Consider the following 17,478-nt stretch of genomic DNA (forward strand, 5'->3'; position numbering starts at 1 on the left):
CTATTATACCGTTATCTTAAGGATAATGTCATCTTGTCTAGATGAAACAGCAATTCAGCTATTGCAATATGAAGATCGCCGTGCTAGAATACCTTTAGAAAAGTGACCGGAATGGTTTTTTGGTCAATTATTCAGGGGGTGACAAAATGGCAGTTGACCGACGGCAGCAAATCATCGATGCGGCGGCAAAGTCTTTTGCATTATTCGGATATAAGGCCACGACAATGGATCAGGTTGCAAAGATTGCTAACGTAGGCAAGGGTACTATTTACACATTTTTTACGAATAAGGAAGAGTTGTTTCAGGAAATTATGAATCGCTTGATTAAAGACATGAAGCATGTTGCTGAGCAGGTTTTAGATCCGAATCGTAAATTCTTCGACAACTTGAATGCTGTGCTGGAACGAATGTTTGATTTCCGCGAGGAGCATGAACTGGCGATGAAGCTGGCGCATGAAGTGAGAGAGATTGGTACGCCAATGGCGCAAGAAGGTATTGAACAACTGGAGCGGGCGGTCGTGATCTATATTCAGCAAGAGGTGCAACGGGCGATTGAAAAGGGCGAATTAAAACGTTGTGAGCCGCAAATGACGGCATTTATTATGCTGAAGCTGTATATGGCGCTCACCGTGGATTGGAAGAAGAGATACGAGCCCCTGGATAAGGGTGGAGTTGCAGAGCAGATGAGCTTTTATTTGCAGGGAGGATTGTCTCCAGAATAAAGGCGCTTTTTTTGTAATAGAGTGACCAAATGAGAATAACAGTCAATTAGTTTATAGGAGGATGAATGGTTTGAAGTTAAAAGGATTACAACAATTTGGCAAGGAATTAGCAGCAATCGGTCGTAATAAGAAGGTGCTTATAGCGGTCATTGCGGTACTGGCCATTCCAGTATTATATACGGCAATGTTTCTTATGGCATTTTGGGATCCCTATGCAAAGCTGGCTGATTTGCCGGTTGCAATTGTAAATGAAGATAAAGGTACAGAGTTTAATGGCAAGCAGATGCATATTGGACAGGATTTCGAGGAACAATTGAAGAAAAATCCAAAGTTTAATTGGGTTTTTGTAAGCAAGGAGGAAGCGAACGAGGGTCTTCAGGATAACAGCTATTACATGGCAATTGAAATTCCTGCTGATTTTTCGGAGAAGACGACTTCCCTTACTTCAGACGCGCCGTCTCCGGCGCAGCTCATGTATCTGCCGAATGAAGGTTATAACTTCCTAGCTTCACAAATCGGGAATACGGCGATTGACCAGTTGAAAGTATTGCTGAACAAAGAGGTAACTTCGGCTTATACGCGTACGGTGTTCGAGCAAATGGAACAATTGGCTGATGGAATTGGTCAAGCGAGCGATGGAGCGGGAGAAATCGCTGACGGCACGACGAAAGCAAAGGATGGCGCATTGCTAATTGAGCAAAACCTCACCAAGCTTGTCAGCGGCTCGTTGTCGCTGCAGGAAGGGGTCGCCAAACTTGATGCAGGCGGACAAAAGCTTGCTTCAGGGAGTGGTGAGCTAAACACTGGGGCTGCTAATCTTGCCAACGGGCTAGGTCAGCTTGGCGCAGCGCAGCAGCAGCTTGGAGACGCAGGTGCATCGCTTGGTGAAGGCGCGAAGGGTGTTGGAGATGGTGCAGTGAAGCTGAGCGCAGGCTTGTCGCAGCTGTCGGGAGCAAGTGATCAGCTGGCGTCAAGCGCTTTAAATGCACAGCAAGCTGCAGTACAGCTTGCAGGTGGACTTGATGCAGCCTCGACTGGAACAGCAGATCTAGAGGCTGGAGCAGCTAAGCTGTCGAAGGGGCTTGAGCAGCTTGCTCAGTCGAATTCGAGTCTGGCGCAAGATGCGAGTTTCAGTGCGCTGCTTGCTGCAAGCAAAGAGCTGGAGGCAGGTTTAACGAGGTCAACTGCTTCTCAGCAACAATTAAATGGCGGAATAAGCAAGTTGAACGATGGTCTAGTAAAGCTTTCTGAAGGGCTAAATACGTTCGATGCGAAGCTTCAGGGTGCTGCGGAAGCAGGTAATCAACTTGGAGCGGGCGGCGAGAAGCTGGTTGCAGGCGCAAGCAAGTTTACGAGCGGTATGGTGCAATTCGGCGCGAAGTTTAGCGAAGCGAGTGCTGGCGGTTCGAAGCTGGCTGCAGGCGCGAAGCAGCTCGACAGCGGTGTATCTGAGCTGACAGCAGGCCTGGATAAATTGTCGACGAGCATCAATCCTTTCGTAGATGGTTCGACGCAGCTTAAGGATGGCGCGCAGCAGGTATCTTCCGGCTTGCTGAAGCTGGATGAAGGCACTCATGAGCTGTCTGGCAAGCTAAGTGATGCTTCCGACAAGACGGCTGGCCTGGAACTTAGCGACGACATGGTAAATATGTTCGCAGATCCGATTAAGCTTGATGTTGAAAAAGTAAACGAAGTACCGAACTATGGAACGGGCTTCGCGCCTTACTTCCTGTCACTCGGCCTATTTGTAGGTGCACTTCTTATTACGATTGTATATCCGGTGCGTGTGCCGGCGATTCGTCCGGCTAATGCTTGGAGCTGGTTTGCGAGCAAGGCGTTAACGCTCGTTCTAATTGGTGCGATACAAGCTCTCATAGCAGATGCGGCTCTCTTCTTCCTTCTTCACCTTGAAGTACAGAGCGTACCGCTATTCATCATGTTCTCGATATTGACCAGTATTACATTCATGATGCTAGTTCAATTTTTCGTAGCAACGCTGGGTGATCCGGGACGCTTCGTCGCAATCGTTATATTGATATTCCAATTGACGAGCTCGGCAGGAACATTCCCGCTTGAACTCATTCCAAACTGGCTGCAGAAGGTAACGCCTTGGCTGCCTATGACATACACAGTGGCAGGCTTTAAGGATGTTGTATCCACCGGTAATTTTGACTCGATGTGGAATTATGCAGCTTTGCTGGCGGGCTATACGATTCTTTTTGCAGGATTGACGCTTACCGTCTTTATCGTAACCCACCGGAAAGAGAAAGATACTGAAGGAGAAGTAACGCCTGTTATGTCATAATAGCAAATAATCTTGAATGAACCGGCCTTAATGGCCGGTTTTTTGTTTTAAGGACCGAAATAGATGAGAAGCCGACTTCGGATGCTATAATATCTGTTATTCAACTGAATTCGCTAGAAAACGTTATCATTCACGTTTTTCTCTTTTTACTATTGCTGATTTTCGGGGATGCTGTATAATCTCTATTGTTTCTTCTAAATTATGCAAAGTGGAATGGGGAATGCCAGATGATAGATCAAACAATCATTCGCTTTGAGCATGTCACAAAGCAATATGACCATAATGATGCCGCTGTTCTTCGGGACGTCAGCTTTACGATAGATCGAGGCAAATTTTACACGCTGCTGGGCCCGTCCGGCTGCGGCAAAACGACGATTCTCAGACTGATCGCGGGCTTTACCGAGCCTTCTGAGGGGAAGATTTATTTTAACGGGAAGGTCATTAATCGCGTGCCGGCGAACGAGCGTCAGGTGAACACCGTATTCCAGGATTACGCGCTGTTCCCCCATCTTAACGTGTTCGAAAATGTCGCCTTCGGCCTGCGCATCAAAAAGCTCAAGAACGCCGATGTAACCGCCAAAGTGAAGGAAGCGCTGCGCTTCGTCAACTTGAACGGCTACGAATCGCGGGAAATTACCGAGATGTCCGGCGGCCAGCGGCAGCGTGTTGCGATTGCCCGCGCGATCGTGAATGAGCCGGAAATTATTTTGCTGGACGAGCCGCTCTCCGCGCTGGATCTGAAGCTTCGTACAGAAATGCAGTACGAGCTGCGCGAGCTGCAGCGCCGCCTTGGCATTACGTTTATATTCGTTACGCATGACCAAGAGGAAGCACTGGCCATGTCCGACGAGATATTTGTTATTAATGAAGGAAAGATTCAGCAGAGCGGAACGCCTACGGACATTTACGATGAGCCGATCAACCGTTTTGTCGCTGATTTTATCGGAGAGTCCAACATTGTGCCGGGCAGGATGGCACGCGACTTCGAGGTGGAGTTCGCAGGCCGCTCGTTCGAATGCGTCGACCAAGGGCTGACGCCAAACGAGGCAGTTGATATCGTAATTAGGCCGGAGGACTTGGAGATTACTTCCTCTGATAATGGCAAGCTCCAAGTACGCGTAGATTCGCAGCTGTTCCGCGGCGTTCATTACGAGATATGCTGCTACGATGAATCGGGCAATGAATGGCTTGTCCATTCCACGCGCAATGCGACGGTCGGCGAGCAAATCGGACTGACGTTCGATTCAGAAGCGATTCACGTCATGCGGCTTGGCGAGACGGAAGAAGAATTCGATAAGCGTCTTGAAGCATACAGCGAGGCCGGCGATGTCAAATAAGTCGCGCAGCTTTTATCTCATCCCTTATATGGCTTGGATCGTGCTGTTCGTCGTTGCGCCGATCGTCTTAGTTGCGTATTACTCGCTCTTCGATGTGGAGGGCAACTTCACGCTGGGCAATTACGCAAAGTTTTTTACGCCGGTTTATTTGCGCATGACGCTTAGCTCGTTTTGGTATGCGTTTCTCATTACAGCCATCTCCTTGCTTACGGCCTATCCAACGGCATATTTGCTAACAAGAACGAAGCATAAACAGCTTTGGCTGCTGCTCATTATATTGCCAAGCTGGATTAATCTGCTGCTGAAGGCTTACGCGTTCATCGGCTTGTTCGGTACATACGGCTTCGTCAATTCGGCGCTTGAAGCGATCGGCATCGGAAATAAGCAAATATTGTTCACCGACTTCAGCTTTATATTCGTATCGGTCTATATCTTTATCCCGTTCATGATTTTGCCGATTTTCAATGCGCTGGAGGAAATGAATCCATCGCTCGTCTACGCGGCGCGTGATCTTGGCGCATCGGCTTGGACGACGTTCCGCCGCGTTATTTTTCCGCTGACGATCAGCGGCGTGAAATCAGGGTGCATGGCCGTATTCATCCCAGCGCTGTCGCTGTTTATGATTACGCGGCTCATCGCCGGCAACCGCGTCATTACGCTCGGAACGGCAATCGAGCAGCATTTTCTCGTGACGCAGGACTGGGGGATGGGCGCGACCATTGCGGTATTCTTGATTTTGGCAATGGCTGCGATGATGCTTATAACCGGCAATCGAAAGCGAGGTGCAGCCGATGCGCGGAAAAAATAAATGGTCCAATCTGTATCTCCTATTCATATTCGTAGTCCTTTATGCGCCGATTTTCTATTTAATGTTCTATTCGTTCAATAGCGGCGGTTCGATGCGCAATTTCGAGAGCTTCACGCTCGATTATTACAAAGAAGTGTTCGCTGACACACGCTTGCTCATCATTGTGCTGAATACATTCGTCATTGCGCTGCTGTCTGCGGCGATCTCGACGATTTTGGGCGTAGTTGGCGCAATCGCTATCCATCACATACGGAGCAACAGGCCTAAGCAAACGCTGCTGACGCTCAATAACGTACTGATAGTCAGTCCGGATGTCATTATCGGAGCTTCGTTCTTAATCCTGTTTACTATTATCGGCATTAAGCTTGGCTTCGTGTCCGTGCTGCTGTCGCATATCGCGTTCAGCGTGCCGATCGTCGTCATTATGGTGCTGCCGAAGCTGCAAGAGATGAGCTCGACGCTTGTCGATGCGGCGCGTGATCTTGGGGCTAACTCGTGGCAGGTGCTGACGCGGGTGATGCTGCCGTTCATTAAGCCAGGCATATTCGCAGGATTCTTTATGGCGTTAACCTATTCGCTTGATGATTTCGCTGTCACGTTCTTCGTAACGGGCAATGGCTTCTCGACGCTTTCGGTCGAGATCTATTCGCGGGCGCGCCAAGGCGTATCGCTATCGATCAACGCGTTATCGACGCTTATTTTCCTATTTACGATTGTACTGGTCGTAGGCTACTACTTTATTAATCAACGGAACATGAAGCCGTCTATGAAGGAGGGCCGCTAATGAAACAGCTTGTGCGCATGTTCGCTGTCGTGTTTGTTGTTTCCTTTGGGCTTATCTACTTGACTGCCTATCTGAATTCAAGCGAGGGCTACAGCGGCGACAATACATTGACGATTTATAACTGGGGCGATTATGTAGATCCCGAGCTGCTTGAACGCTTTGAGGAGGAGACTGGCATTAAGGTCATCTACCAAACGTTTGATTCGAATGAAGCGATGATGACCAAAATCGAGCAAGGCGGCACCACGTTCGACGTGAGCGTTCCTTCCGAGTATGCGATTAGCAAAATGAAAGAGGAAGGCCTTCTGCTCGAGCTCGACCATTCGAAGCTTCCGAACCTGAAATATATCGATCCGCGATTCATGCATCTGTCGTTTGATCCAGACAATGCGTATTCGATCCCTTATTTCTGGGGAACGGTCGGCATTATTTACAATCCTGAGCTTGTGGGCGATCTCGACTTCTCCAGCTGGGATGATCTGTGGGACAAGAGCCTCCGCAATCAAATCCTGCTGTTGGACGGCGCGCGCGAGGTTATGGGCATGGGGCTGAACAGCCTGCATTATTCGCTCAATGATACCGATGAAGCGCATTTGCAGGAGGCGAAGGCGAAGCTGCTGAAGATGACGCCAAACGTGAAGGCGATTGTAGGCGACGAGATCAAGATGCTGCTGGCAAGCGAAGAGGCGGCTGTCGGCCTCGTCTGGTCCGGAGATGCTTCGGAAATTATGGACGAGAACGATAAGCTCGATTATGTCGTGCCGGAGGAAGGCTCGAACCTGTGGTTCGATAATATGGTCATTCCAAAAACAGCCCGGAATATCGAGGGCGCGCATCAATTTATTAACTTTATGCTCGACCCCGAGGTTGCGGCGCAAAATGCGGAGTATGTCGGCTACTCGACGCCAAACCAAGCAGCGCTGGCGCTGCTGCCGGAGGATATAGCAGGCGATGACCGTTTTTATCCGAATGAGGAGCTGACCGGCAGGCTTGAGGTGTACGACAATCTCGGCAAAAAAATGCTGGCCCATTACAACGAGCTGTTCCTCGAGTTTAAAATGCATAAGAAATAAGCTAAATCTCTTAAATATTTTAACCTGTGCGCATGCTATGATAAATGAGGATTTTCTAGCTTGTAACATTTGCGAATAGATGGGGCGAACAGAATGAATAACAAATGGATGAATTACGGCGGTCTTGTGCTCATTGCAGTTGTATGGGGAGCGAACTTCGGCATCTCGCGTCTGGCGATGGAATCGTTTAACCCGATTGTATTTGCTTTTTTGAGATTTGGATTGGCACTTCCATTCTTCTTCCTTATCCTGAAGCTGACCGAGGGAAGCGTGGGCATTCCTTGGCGCATCGTGCCGAAGCTGGCGCTCATTGGACTGGTTGGCATTACACTGCTTGAAATCTTGGTCATGTACTCGATCAAATATACGACTTTGGCGAATGCGTCGCTCCTCAACGTAGCGCCGTGGCCGATCTTCGCTGCTTTGTTCGCACCGCTCTTCGTGAAGGAATCGATTACGCTTCGGCTTATCGTCGGCGGCGCAATCTCGATTGTCGGCGTAAGCTTAGTTATACTAGGCGGTGAAGAGGGCTTTAGTCTTTCTTCTGAAAATATGCTTGGCAACGCGATGGCGTTTGGCGTGAGCATCATTGGACCGTTATTTAATCTCAGCTCGATGTCGCTGATGAAGCAATACTCGGCTCTTCGGGTGAGCACTTGGACCATCGCGTTTGGATCATTGTTCATGCTGCCGTTAACCTTTGGTTCATGGGGACAGACGGACTGGTCCGCTCTAAATGCTGGCCATTATTTATCCGTTGGCTACAATGTTCTTATTTGCACAGTACTGGCTTTTGTTCTGTGGAACGCTTGCATGTTTAAGGTAGGAGCGACTCGCTCGAACTTCTTCCGTTATGCGGTTCCCGCAGCGGCAGTCCTTGCCGGCTACTTTATGTTCGATGAGAAGATTGCATTCATTCAAATGTGCGGTGCCGGCTGCATGGCCGCTGGCTTGATCTGGATCAGCATAGAGCGCAAGCGGAAGGTAGAACCGATCATTCCTGCTGCGAAAACAGGCGGACAGATGCTTTAATGAGAACGGCGAATCAAGCGGCGCAAGCTGCTGGCAATCGTAAGATGTGAGCTTTCATACATAAGGAGTTGTTCTGGGGGCCAATGTGCTCTAGGACAGCTCCTTTTTTTAGGTTGAGAAGGGGAATGGTGAATGCTGGCGGTCATTGCCTCAGAAACATGACATTCATCAGTGAATGAAGATAGCTGAGGGGCGCTAAAGGTGACATATGACGCTGGGAAATGATGATCCGTTTAGAAAAATAGGAATAATTATACAGCTTATGTCAGGTGTTATTGTTACTATCATCTAATGAAACCTAACATGACAATGGATTTATTGAAAGAATATTTGCACTATTTAACGAAAAATTTCTTTTAAAATAGAATTGAAAAAGGTAAAATCAAAAAAGCGGCTTTTAAATGGAATGGGAGTCGAACTTTAACGAAGAAGGACTGAGCCTAAAATGACAGTGAGTATAGTTGAAGAAACGTTAAATCCGTACCAAATCGCACAGCAGCAAATTGATGCGGCAGCAGCGCATCTGAATCTGCCTGAGCATGTCACGCAAATCTTAAAGCGCCCGAAGCGCGTGCTGTCGGTTAGTTTCTCCGTTCGTATGGATGATGGCTCGATCCGCGTGTTCGAAGGTTATCGTGCCCAGCATAATGATGCGATTGGCCCAACTAAGGGCGGCATTCGCTTTCACCCTGATGTGACGCTTGACGAGGTTAAAGCGCTGTCCATGTGGATGAGCTTTAAGTGCGGTGTTGTTGGATTGCCGTATGGCGGCGGCAAGGGCGGCGTTATTTGCGATCCGCGTCTGCTTAGCAAGGGCGAACTTGAGCGCGTGAGCCGTGCATTCATGGAATCTATCGCAGACTTCGTAGGTCCGGATAAAGATATTCCTGCACCTGATGTATATACAACGCCGCAAGTTATGGGCTGGATGATGGATACGTACAGCAGACTGAAGGGTGCCAACTCGCCAGGCGTTATTACAGGCAAACCGCTGATTTTGGGCGGCTCGAAGGGTCGTAATGAAGCGACAGCGCAAGGCTGTGTTTATACGATTTTGGCAGCGCTCCAAGATAAAGGCATTCCTGTGCAAAATGCGACTGCCGCCATTCAAGGCTATGGCAACGCAGGCCGTATTGCAGCGCGTTTGCTTAGCGAAGCAGGCTGTAAAATTGTTGCTGTCAGCGATTCCAAAGGCGGCGTTTATGATCCAAATGGATTGGATATCGAGAGAATTTCCATACTAAAGGATACGTCTTCCATCCGTGAATACGGCGATTCCTGCTCCATCTCCAATGAAGCCCTTCTTGAGCTCGATGTCGACATTTTGGTGCCGGCTGCACTAGAGAACGTCATTACAGCTGCGAATGCGGATCGTATCAAAGCGAATATCGTAGCAGAAGCTGCTAACGGCCCAACGACACCGGAGGCGGACCGCGTGCTTGCCAGCCATGGCATTACGGTCATTCCGGATGTGCTTGCAAATGCCGGCGGTGTGACGGTTTCGTACTTTGAGTGGGTGCAGAATTTGATGAACTACTACTGGAGCGAAGCGGAAGTGCTTGAGAAGCTGGAGACGAACATGATTCTATCTTACGTAGCTGTTCGCGACCTTGCTAAGGAGCATAATACCGATCTTCGTACGGCTGCTTATATGATTTCGATTAAACGGATCGCGGCGGCAATGGAAGCAAGAGGCTGGATCTAAGCACGATATAAAATAAGAAGAGGTGACAGCACATGACAGAACAGATTCGCATCGGTATCGTAGGCTATGGCAATTTGGGACGCGGCGTAGAGCTCGCGATCAGACAAAATCCGGATATGAAACTGGACGCGGTATTTACGCGGAGAGACCCGGCATCCATTCCATCTGCTGCAAAAGCATATGCGATCGAAGATGCTGAGCGCTTCGTTGATGATATAGACGTAATGATTCTATGCGGCGGTTCGGCGACGGATCTGCCGGAGCAGGGTCCTGCTTTTGCACGCTTGTTCCATACGGTAGACAGCTTTGACACGCATGCGCGCATACCGGAATATTTCGAACAAGTAGATGGGGCAGCGAAGGTGAGCAATAAAGTAAGCGTCATTTCAACGGGCTGGGATCCAGGCCTGTTCTCGCTTAACCGCTTGCTTGCGGAATCGATTTTGCCTGAAGGGAAGGAGTATACGTTCTGGGGCAAGGGTGTAAGCCAAGGCCACTCCGACGCGATCCGCCGGGTGAAGGGCGTTAAGCATGGCGTGCAATACACAATCCCGAGCGACGAAGCGGTAGATCGTGTGCGCAGCGGAGAAAATCCAGAGCTTGCTACGCGCGATAAGCATATCCGTGATTGCTATATCGTACCTGAGGAAGGCGCTGATCAGGAGGCGATTGCGGAAGAAATCCGCACGATGCCGAATTACTTTTCCGATTACAATACGACGGTTCATTTCATTGACGAAGCAACGATGAAGGCTGAGCATTCCTCGATGCCGCATGGCGGGATGGTGCTTCGCAGCGGCAAGACAGGCGAGAGCAGCACGCAGATCATTGAATTTGGATTGAAGCTTGACAGCAATCCAGAGTTTACGGCGAGCGTTCTAGTTGCCTATGCTAGAGCGGCGTATAAGCTTGCCCGCGAGGGACAGGCCGGAGCAAAGACTGTTTTCGACATACCGTTCGCCTACCTTTCGCCAAAATCTGCTGCTGAGCTGCGCAAAGAGCTGCTGTAATCTGAAATTTTTCTGAACAAATGATCTTTTTTACAGTATTTTACTATCGTTTTTGGCAAATCTAGGATATAATAACCAAAGTGTGAAAAAAGAACTGTCGAAATGTATGGAGAAGTGCTGAAAGTTCTATCTTCCTGTGATAGAATAAGATCATACCTGCCTATCAGGAGCTCTTGATCAAAATCTACTAGGAAGTGAGATCAGCATGATAGACATCCATACCCACATATTACCCGGATTGGATGATGGTGCAGTGAGTTTTGATGATACTTTGAATATGGCCCGGGCAGCCGTTTCAGAGGGAATTACAACAATCATTGCAACACCGCACCACGCCAATGGGACCTATACCAATACAGCAGACATCGTAGCAGAGCACACTTCCTCCATTAACGAACAGTTATTGGCAGCAGGTGTGCCTGTTACTATTAGGACCGGTCAAGAAATTCGAGTCCATGATGATCTGCTAGATGCTTGGAATAGGAATGAGCTGCTCTCTTTAGCTGGCTCCAGCTTTGTATTAATAGAAATGCCTTCCTCCCGTATACCGAAGAGTATGATTGAGCTCGTTCACGAGCTTAATATGTTAAACCTTAAGCCTATTATCGCCCATCCTGAAAGAAACGCAGAGGTTGTGAAGCATCCTGAACGATTAGCCGAGCTGATAGAAGCGGGAGCATTCGCACAGGTTACAACCCATTCCTTGCTAGGGGGGTTCGGTAAGCGTATTGAACAATCCGCTTGGTCGCTGCTTAAAACTGGACATATCCATATTGTTTCATCCGATGCTCATCATGTTGAGCGGCGCGGTTTTCGACTGCGCGAAGCCTATGATGCTATTGAGAGGCGGATGGGAGAACAATGGGTGAGCTACTTGCAGATGAATGCCCAATCCGTTATTGCGGACGAGCCATTCCATTCTCAACCGGCTGCAGCAACTACCAAGGACGGAGTCGTTCGGCGTTTCATTTCCTATTTTTACAAAAGATAGACAGCTCTAGCGTTAATGACAGTTGAAGCAATTACATACTGAACGTAATCAAATTGGTTTTATTAGACATTCATCTATCAGATGAATGCAACTATTCTACATACAGGAGTGAGTATAGAGTGACATTAAGAAAAAAACTAGCAATATCTACAATTGCAGCGAGCGTAGCCCTCACGGCTTTCGCTGGAATTCCGCTTAGCAGCAAAGGTTTGGCAGAGAAGCTTGGAGTAAGCGGTGTTGCTTATGCGGCGTCCTTGGCTGATTCTCCGCTGATTACTGAGATTAAGAAGCTTCGTGACGCACTAGTTGCGACAAATGGCGATGACGAAGTTAAAACGCTTCAAGCTAAGCTTGACAGTTTGACCTCTAATCAAAAGGCTAATATCGTACAACCAATCGTTGACAAGTTCAACCCATCTAACGATGAAAAAGCCCAATTGGAGAATCTTTTCATTGATGCAGTGAAATTGTCTTATTCACCTTCGGTAGATGGTCTTGAAGACCTGCGTACAAATTATGGAACAGTGCTTCAAAAGTTTGCTACTGAAGCAGGTGTGGATGATCTAACGGTTGAAGAAATCGCTACATATTTCTTAGATATTCAGGAAGAGCTCGTTAAGCAGGTCAATGGTAAAAAATTGGTGGATCTACTCGCTCTTATGACCGATAAGGACGGCTTAAAGCAATTGATGAAAGACGTCATTACCGAATTGTCGAAGACAGAATATGATGTTCAGAAAGTGTTCGTTCATTACAAGGTGAATACAGATGACGTGCTTGAAGTATTGACGCGTTCAAGAGAAGAAGTTAAAGACGATAGTGTGTTTAATGCAGCTGCTGTTGCTTTATTCACAGCGTATGAATCTCTTCTGACCAAACCGAATCCAACACCTGGTGGCGTTCCTGACGGTTCAGGCCCTGAAGTGACAACGGTTAAACTTCCAGAAACGACTGACAAATTGCTGAATGATTTGAAAGCAGCGCTTGATAAAGCGACTGAAGCTGAGAAAACGGCTCTAATTACTAAATTCGTTACAGATGCGCAAGCAGAGGTTGCGAAGCTGGCAACCGTTAATGCATCTGCGAATGTAAAAACTGTAAATGGACAAGCTGTTCTTCAATTGGATGAAAACAGCGTATTATCTACGATTTCTGGTATTAATGCGATTGCAGCGAAAGTTAAAGAGCTGGCGCCGACTTCTACGTTTGCTAAGACTGTTGTGAAAATTGACCTGGGTACTTTAGCGCAGAAGGATGTTGTAATTAACCTTTCTGATGCAGTTGTAAAAGCTGCTGCTGCTGGAAGTGTGTCAGGTGTAGCATTCACAATCGGCAAATTCGAAGTGACGGTTCCAGTTGGCGGTTCATTCTCGTCTGCTATCGGTCTTGCGATCAAGAAGACTGATGCGACGTCTGCGGTTGTAGGCACTTTGAAATCGGTGTCGGAAGTTTATGATTTCAAACTGACAGTTGGCGGCGTTGCGAAAACAACATTTGATCAACCGATCGTTATCAGCATCCCTCTAGGCGATACGACAGGTCTTGATAAAGAGCTTCTGTCTGTAGCGAAAATCGTCGATGGCAAGCTTGTATTTCACGGCGGACGCGTTAAGGGCAATTCCATTGTTGAGTCACGTGATTCATTCTCCTCTTATGTAGTCGTAGAAAACAAAGTTTCGTTCAGCGATATTGCTTCTGTTGACAAATGGGCTGGCCGTGAAATTCAAGTAGTAGCTGCCAAGGGTGCTATTGAAGGCAAATCTGCAGGTGTATTTGCACCTAAGGATAAAGTAACACGCGCTGAGTTTGCGAAAATGCTTATCCGTGCACTTGATTTGGAGAATGGTTCCGCGACTGAAAGCTTTGATGATGTGAAAGCTGGCGAATGGCATGCGCCTTACGTAGCTGCAGCCGTACAACTGAAGATCATCAACGGACGTTCCGCTTCAAAGTTTGATCCTAACGCAACGATTACTCGTGCTGAGATGGCGACAATGATTGCTCGTGCATTGAAAGTATCGCAAGGTGCAACTGATGTGACTGATCTTAACGCAGCTTTGAAAGACTTTGCGGATGCAGGTAAAATCAGCGCTACATTGAAAGATGGCGTTGCATTTGCAGCCACACATAAAATCGTAATCGGAGACGCTGGCAAATTCTTGCCTAACAATAACGCGACTCGCGCAGAAGCAGCAGTCACTATTTATAGAGCGCTAAAGTTTGAAAACTAGTCATTAGTATAGGTAAAATCTTCCTCTCATGTAGATGGGAGGAAGATTTTTTTCCGAAAACCATAGAATATTGTAAGATTATAGCTTATTATGTAATAGGGTATAGTTCATAAGGATTATATTGTCATTCTAAATGACTATATCATATGGAGGAATATGTTGTGTCTAACGAACTAGATTTACGACAATACATGGCGATAATAAAAAAGAGATTAGTTCTTATTATATTGTTTGTCTTTGTTTGTACAGCGGCTGCGGCCGTCGTCAGCCTGTTTTTTAAAGATCCTATTTATGAGGCTTCTACAAAAATAATCGTGAACCAAACTACAACACAATTAGCAACCGGGCAGCTTGATATCAATCAAATAAATTCCAATATTAAGATGATCGATACGTACAAAGAAATCATTAAGACACCTGCGATATTGGATAAAGTAGCACAGCAATATCCTCAGCTTGGCTTAACGGCAACTGAGCTCTCACGCAAGATTCAGGTCAGCTCCGTTAACAATACCCAAGTTATGACGTTGGTCGTGCAGGATGTTGACTATAAGCAAGCGGCTCAAGTCGTAAATGCTGTTTCTAATGTGTTCCGGGAAGAGATCCAGCATATCTTTAAGGTCGAGAATGTATCGATTTTGAATGAAGCTGTAGTAAGTGCAAATCCAAGTCCAGTAGCGCCTAATGTTCCGCTAAATATCGTAATTGCTTTTGTTGTGTCTTTAATGATTGCAGTTGGGATTACATTCTTGCTTGAATATATGGATGACACCATTAAGACCGAAGCAGATGTGCTGCAATATTTGGGCCAGCCTACGCTTGCGATGATCTCAAGAATGAATACGGAGGAAACTAATTCAAGCCAAACCAGCAAAACCAAACAAACCTACAAGGCAGGTGAATTAGAGCGTGTCTCGATTGAAAAATAAGCGTCAGATTATTACGCTAACGAATCCTCGATCCCCTATTTCGGAATCCTATCGAGCGTTGCGGACAAACATTGAGTTTTCTTCCATAGATGAGAAGCTTCAAGTGTTAATGGTTTCATCAGCGGGCCCTGGCGAAGGAAAGTCGACCACCATTACGAATCTGGCAGTGACTTTCGCACAATCGGAGAAGAGGGTTATTCTAATCGACGCCGATCTTCGCAAGCCAACCGCCCATCATACGTTTTCTTTATCTAATCGCTTGGGGCTATCCACCGTTATTTCACAGCAATGCTCTTTAGAGGAAGTTATACAAGTATCGGAAGTCCCTAATCTTGATGTCATTACATCGGGAGCTATTCCACCGAACCCGGCAGAGATGATGAATTCTAAACGGATGACGGCTATTATTGAGCAGCTAAGAATAATGTATGACATCATCTTAATCGATACGCCGCCTTTGCTTGCAGTAACCGATGCTCAGATTGTATCTACGAAGAGTGATGGCGTCATTTTGGTCGTTGACCAAGGCAAAGTGAAGCGAGAAATTGCAAGCAAGGCATTAAAGAACCTAGAAAGCGTGAATGCAAGAATTATTGGAGTTGTGCTCAATAATGTGAAGCGCAAAGCGAATGAAGAATCTTACTACTATTATTATGGTGTACAAGATAAATAAAAGAATTGTTCGTAGATGGTTATTGCTATGGAGGGATGAGCTAGGTGAGTAATAAGAACAGAATGCTAATCATACTGGTTGTTGATATTTGTGTTATATGGATAGCGATTGGGATATCCTATCTCTTTCGCTTTAATGGAAGCATCCCTCCCATCTACAAAACACAAATGCTTGAGTTTGCATTATTAACAACCATTATTTGCGGCAGCAGCCTAGCGTATTTCCGCATGTACAGAAGAATGTGGCAATATGCAAGTATTGGGGAAATTATTGAGCTTGCCAGAGCAATTTTAATCGGCCTTATTTTATCATACGGAGCAACCTATGTACTAAATGGAGAACGTGTTCCTTTATCTATTACTTCAAGAACGCTAGAGCTGATGCTGTTATTTATGGGAGGGTCGCGCTTCCTGTGGCGCTTAATCCGAGTAAATAGAACAAAAAAGACTGATTTAACGAACAACGTGATTATCGTAGGCGCTGGGGATTGCGGAGCGCTTATTGCAAAGGAGTTTATGACGAGCAATAGCTTTTTGGGAAATCAAATTATAGGTTTTATAGATGATGATCCTCATAAACGCAATATGCAAGTCGTAGGGTTGCCAGTGCTTGGAACTCGCTTGAACATTGAAGAGCTTGTAGCTAAGCATAAAATTCATGACATCATTATCGCATTGCCTTCCGCTAAGCGGGTTCAAATAACAGAAATAATAAATATTTGCAAGCTGACCGGAGCAAAAGTCAAAATTATTCCTTCTATTAATGATTTTATTAGAGGCCGGCTCGCTGTAAAATCGCTGCGTAATGTTGAAGTGGAGGATTTGCTTGGAAGAGAACCTGTTGTAACGGATTTAGAGGGTATAGCTAATTACGTATCGGATAAAGTCGTTCTTGTGACAGGTGCTGGCGGATCAATTGGTTCAGAGCTTTGCAGACAAATTTCAGCTTTCAAGCCTTCAAGTCTGCTGCTGCTTGGACATGGTGAGAACAGCATTTATACGATTGAGATGGAGCTCAGAACAAAGTTTCCGAATGTTCATTTGGAAACGGTTATTGCAGATATTCAAGATCGAGGTCGTATGGATGATGTATTCCGCAAGTTTAAACCGCAGGTTGTGTTCCATGCAGCCGCCCATAAGCATGTGCCACTCATGGAGCGAAATCCATCAGAGGCAGTAAAAAACAATGTGTTTGGGACAAGAAATGTAGCGGATTGTGCAGACAAATATAAAACGGAGCGATTCGTAATGATTTCCTCTGACAAGGCCGTTAATCCTTCCAGCATTATGGGAGCGACCAAGAGAATTGCAGAGATGTACATACAGAGTATTAACTCAATAAGTGAAACACAGTTTGTAGCGGTACGATTCGGGAATGTGCTAGGAAGTCGCGGCAGTGTAATACCTAGATTTAAAGAACAAATTGCTGCAGGCGGTCCTGTTACCGTAACCCATCCCGATATGGTGAGATATTTCATGACCATACCTGAAGCCGTGCAGTTAGTTATTCAAGCGGGTTCATTCGCGAAAGGCGGCGAAATCTTCGTCCTGGATATGGGCAATCCGGTCCGTATTCTGGATCTAGCGCAGGATCTCATCCGATTGTCAGGCTATGAGCCTAATGTGGATATTGAAATCAACTTTAGCGGCATGCGAGAAGGCGAGAAGCTATTCGAGGAGCTGTTAACCGATGAAGAAGCAGTATCTTCGACACAACATGAACGAATTTACATAGGTAAGCCAACACAGATTAATAGAGTAGAGCTTGAGCTGCAATTCAAGCGAATTGAAAAAGTTATTGGAGAAAACCAACATTCGATAAAAGACGTTATAGAGCATCTTGTTCCTTTTTATTCACATGTATCCTAACAGACAGTCT

Annotated in this window: 14 protein-coding genes; all 14 read left to right on the top strand. The window is 46.6% G+C overall.

The features are described from left to right. Positions 1–146 precede the first annotated feature (146 nt). The 14 genes from AC2TDN_RS12815 (at position 147) to AC2TDN_RS12880 (ending at position 17,468) form a co-directional block, all read left to right on the top strand. Positions 147–722, top strand: coding sequence for a TetR/AcrR family transcriptional regulator (locus AC2TDN_RS12815; protein WP_484688250.1), 576 nt, complete (start codon positions 147–149; stop codon positions 720–722). 70 nt (positions 723–792) lie between these two features. Beyond that, entirely contained in the window at positions 793–3,027 is a 2,235-nt protein-coding gene (locus AC2TDN_RS12820; RefSeq protein WP_482068415.1) for a YhgE/Pip family protein, read from the top strand. Between the two features lie 227 nt (positions 3,028–3,254). Next, a complete protein-coding gene (locus AC2TDN_RS12825; protein ID WP_482068416.1) occupies positions 3,255–4,364 on the top strand; it encodes an ABC transporter ATP-binding protein in 1,110 nt (369 codons plus the stop codon). Then, entirely contained in the window at positions 4,354–5,172 is an 819-nt protein-coding gene (locus AC2TDN_RS12830) for an ABC transporter permease (RefSeq protein ID WP_482068417.1), read from the top strand. The genes AC2TDN_RS12825 and AC2TDN_RS12830 overlap by 11 nt, the downstream gene beginning before the upstream one ends. After that, positions 5,156–5,956 carry an ABC transporter permease gene (locus tag AC2TDN_RS12835; RefSeq protein WP_484688251.1) on the top strand — a complete coding sequence of 267 codons (801 nt, stop codon included), beginning with the start codon at positions 5,156–5,158 and terminating at the stop codon, positions 5,954–5,956. The genes AC2TDN_RS12830 and AC2TDN_RS12835 overlap by 17 nt, the downstream gene beginning before the upstream one ends. After that, positions 5,956–7,029 carry an ABC transporter substrate-binding protein gene (locus AC2TDN_RS12840; protein WP_482068419.1) on the top strand — a complete coding sequence of 358 codons (1,074 nt, stop codon included), beginning with the start codon at positions 5,956–5,958 and terminating at the stop codon, positions 7,027–7,029. Before AC2TDN_RS12835 ends, AC2TDN_RS12840 begins: the two co-directional genes overlap by 1 nt. 93 nt (positions 7,030–7,122) lie before the next feature. After that, complete coding sequence (locus tag AC2TDN_RS12845; RefSeq protein ID WP_482068420.1) at positions 7,123–8,061, top strand: DMT family transporter; 939 nt, start codon at positions 7,123–7,125, stop codon at positions 8,059–8,061. A 445-nt stretch (positions 8,062–8,506) separates the two neighbouring features. Then, positions 8,507–9,766: a Glu/Leu/Phe/Val family dehydrogenase gene (locus tag AC2TDN_RS12850; RefSeq protein WP_484688252.1), complete on the top strand. Its 1,260-nt coding sequence runs from the start codon at positions 8,507–8,509 to the stop codon at positions 9,764–9,766. A gap of 32 nt (positions 9,767–9,798) precedes the next feature. Then, positions 9,799–10,776, top strand: coding sequence for a diaminopimelate dehydrogenase (locus tag AC2TDN_RS12855; RefSeq protein WP_484688253.1), 978 nt, complete (start codon positions 9,799–9,801; stop codon positions 10,774–10,776). A gap of 205 nt (positions 10,777–10,981) precedes the next feature. Next, positions 10,982–11,767 (top strand): tyrosine-protein phosphatase, encoded by a 786-nt coding sequence (locus tag AC2TDN_RS12860; protein WP_484688254.1) that lies wholly within the window; start codon positions 10,982–10,984, stop codon positions 11,765–11,767. A 119-nt stretch (positions 11,768–11,886) separates the two neighbouring features. Continuing rightward, positions 11,887–13,998 (top strand): S-layer homology domain-containing protein, encoded by a 2,112-nt coding sequence (locus tag AC2TDN_RS12865; RefSeq protein ID WP_484688255.1) that lies wholly within the window; start codon positions 11,887–11,889, stop codon positions 13,996–13,998. Positions 13,999–14,159: 161 nt separating this feature from the next. Beyond that, positions 14,160–14,927: a YveK family protein gene (locus tag AC2TDN_RS12870; protein ID WP_484688256.1), complete on the top strand. Its 768-nt coding sequence runs from the start codon at positions 14,160–14,162 to the stop codon at positions 14,925–14,927. Continuing rightward, positions 14,908–15,600, top strand: a complete 693-nt coding sequence (locus tag AC2TDN_RS12875) for a CpsD/CapB family tyrosine-protein kinase (protein WP_484688257.1) — start codon at positions 14,908–14,910, stop codon at positions 15,598–15,600. Before AC2TDN_RS12870 ends, AC2TDN_RS12875 begins: the two co-directional genes overlap by 20 nt. Positions 15,601–15,644: 44 nt before the next feature. Next, on the top strand, positions 15,645–17,468 hold the full coding sequence (locus AC2TDN_RS12880) for a polysaccharide biosynthesis protein (protein WP_484688258.1): 1,824 nt from the start codon (positions 15,645–15,647) through the stop codon (positions 17,466–17,468). Positions 17,469–17,478: the final 10 nt, after the last annotated feature.

Source organism: Paenibacillus sp. Y660, from assembly GCF_057221575.1.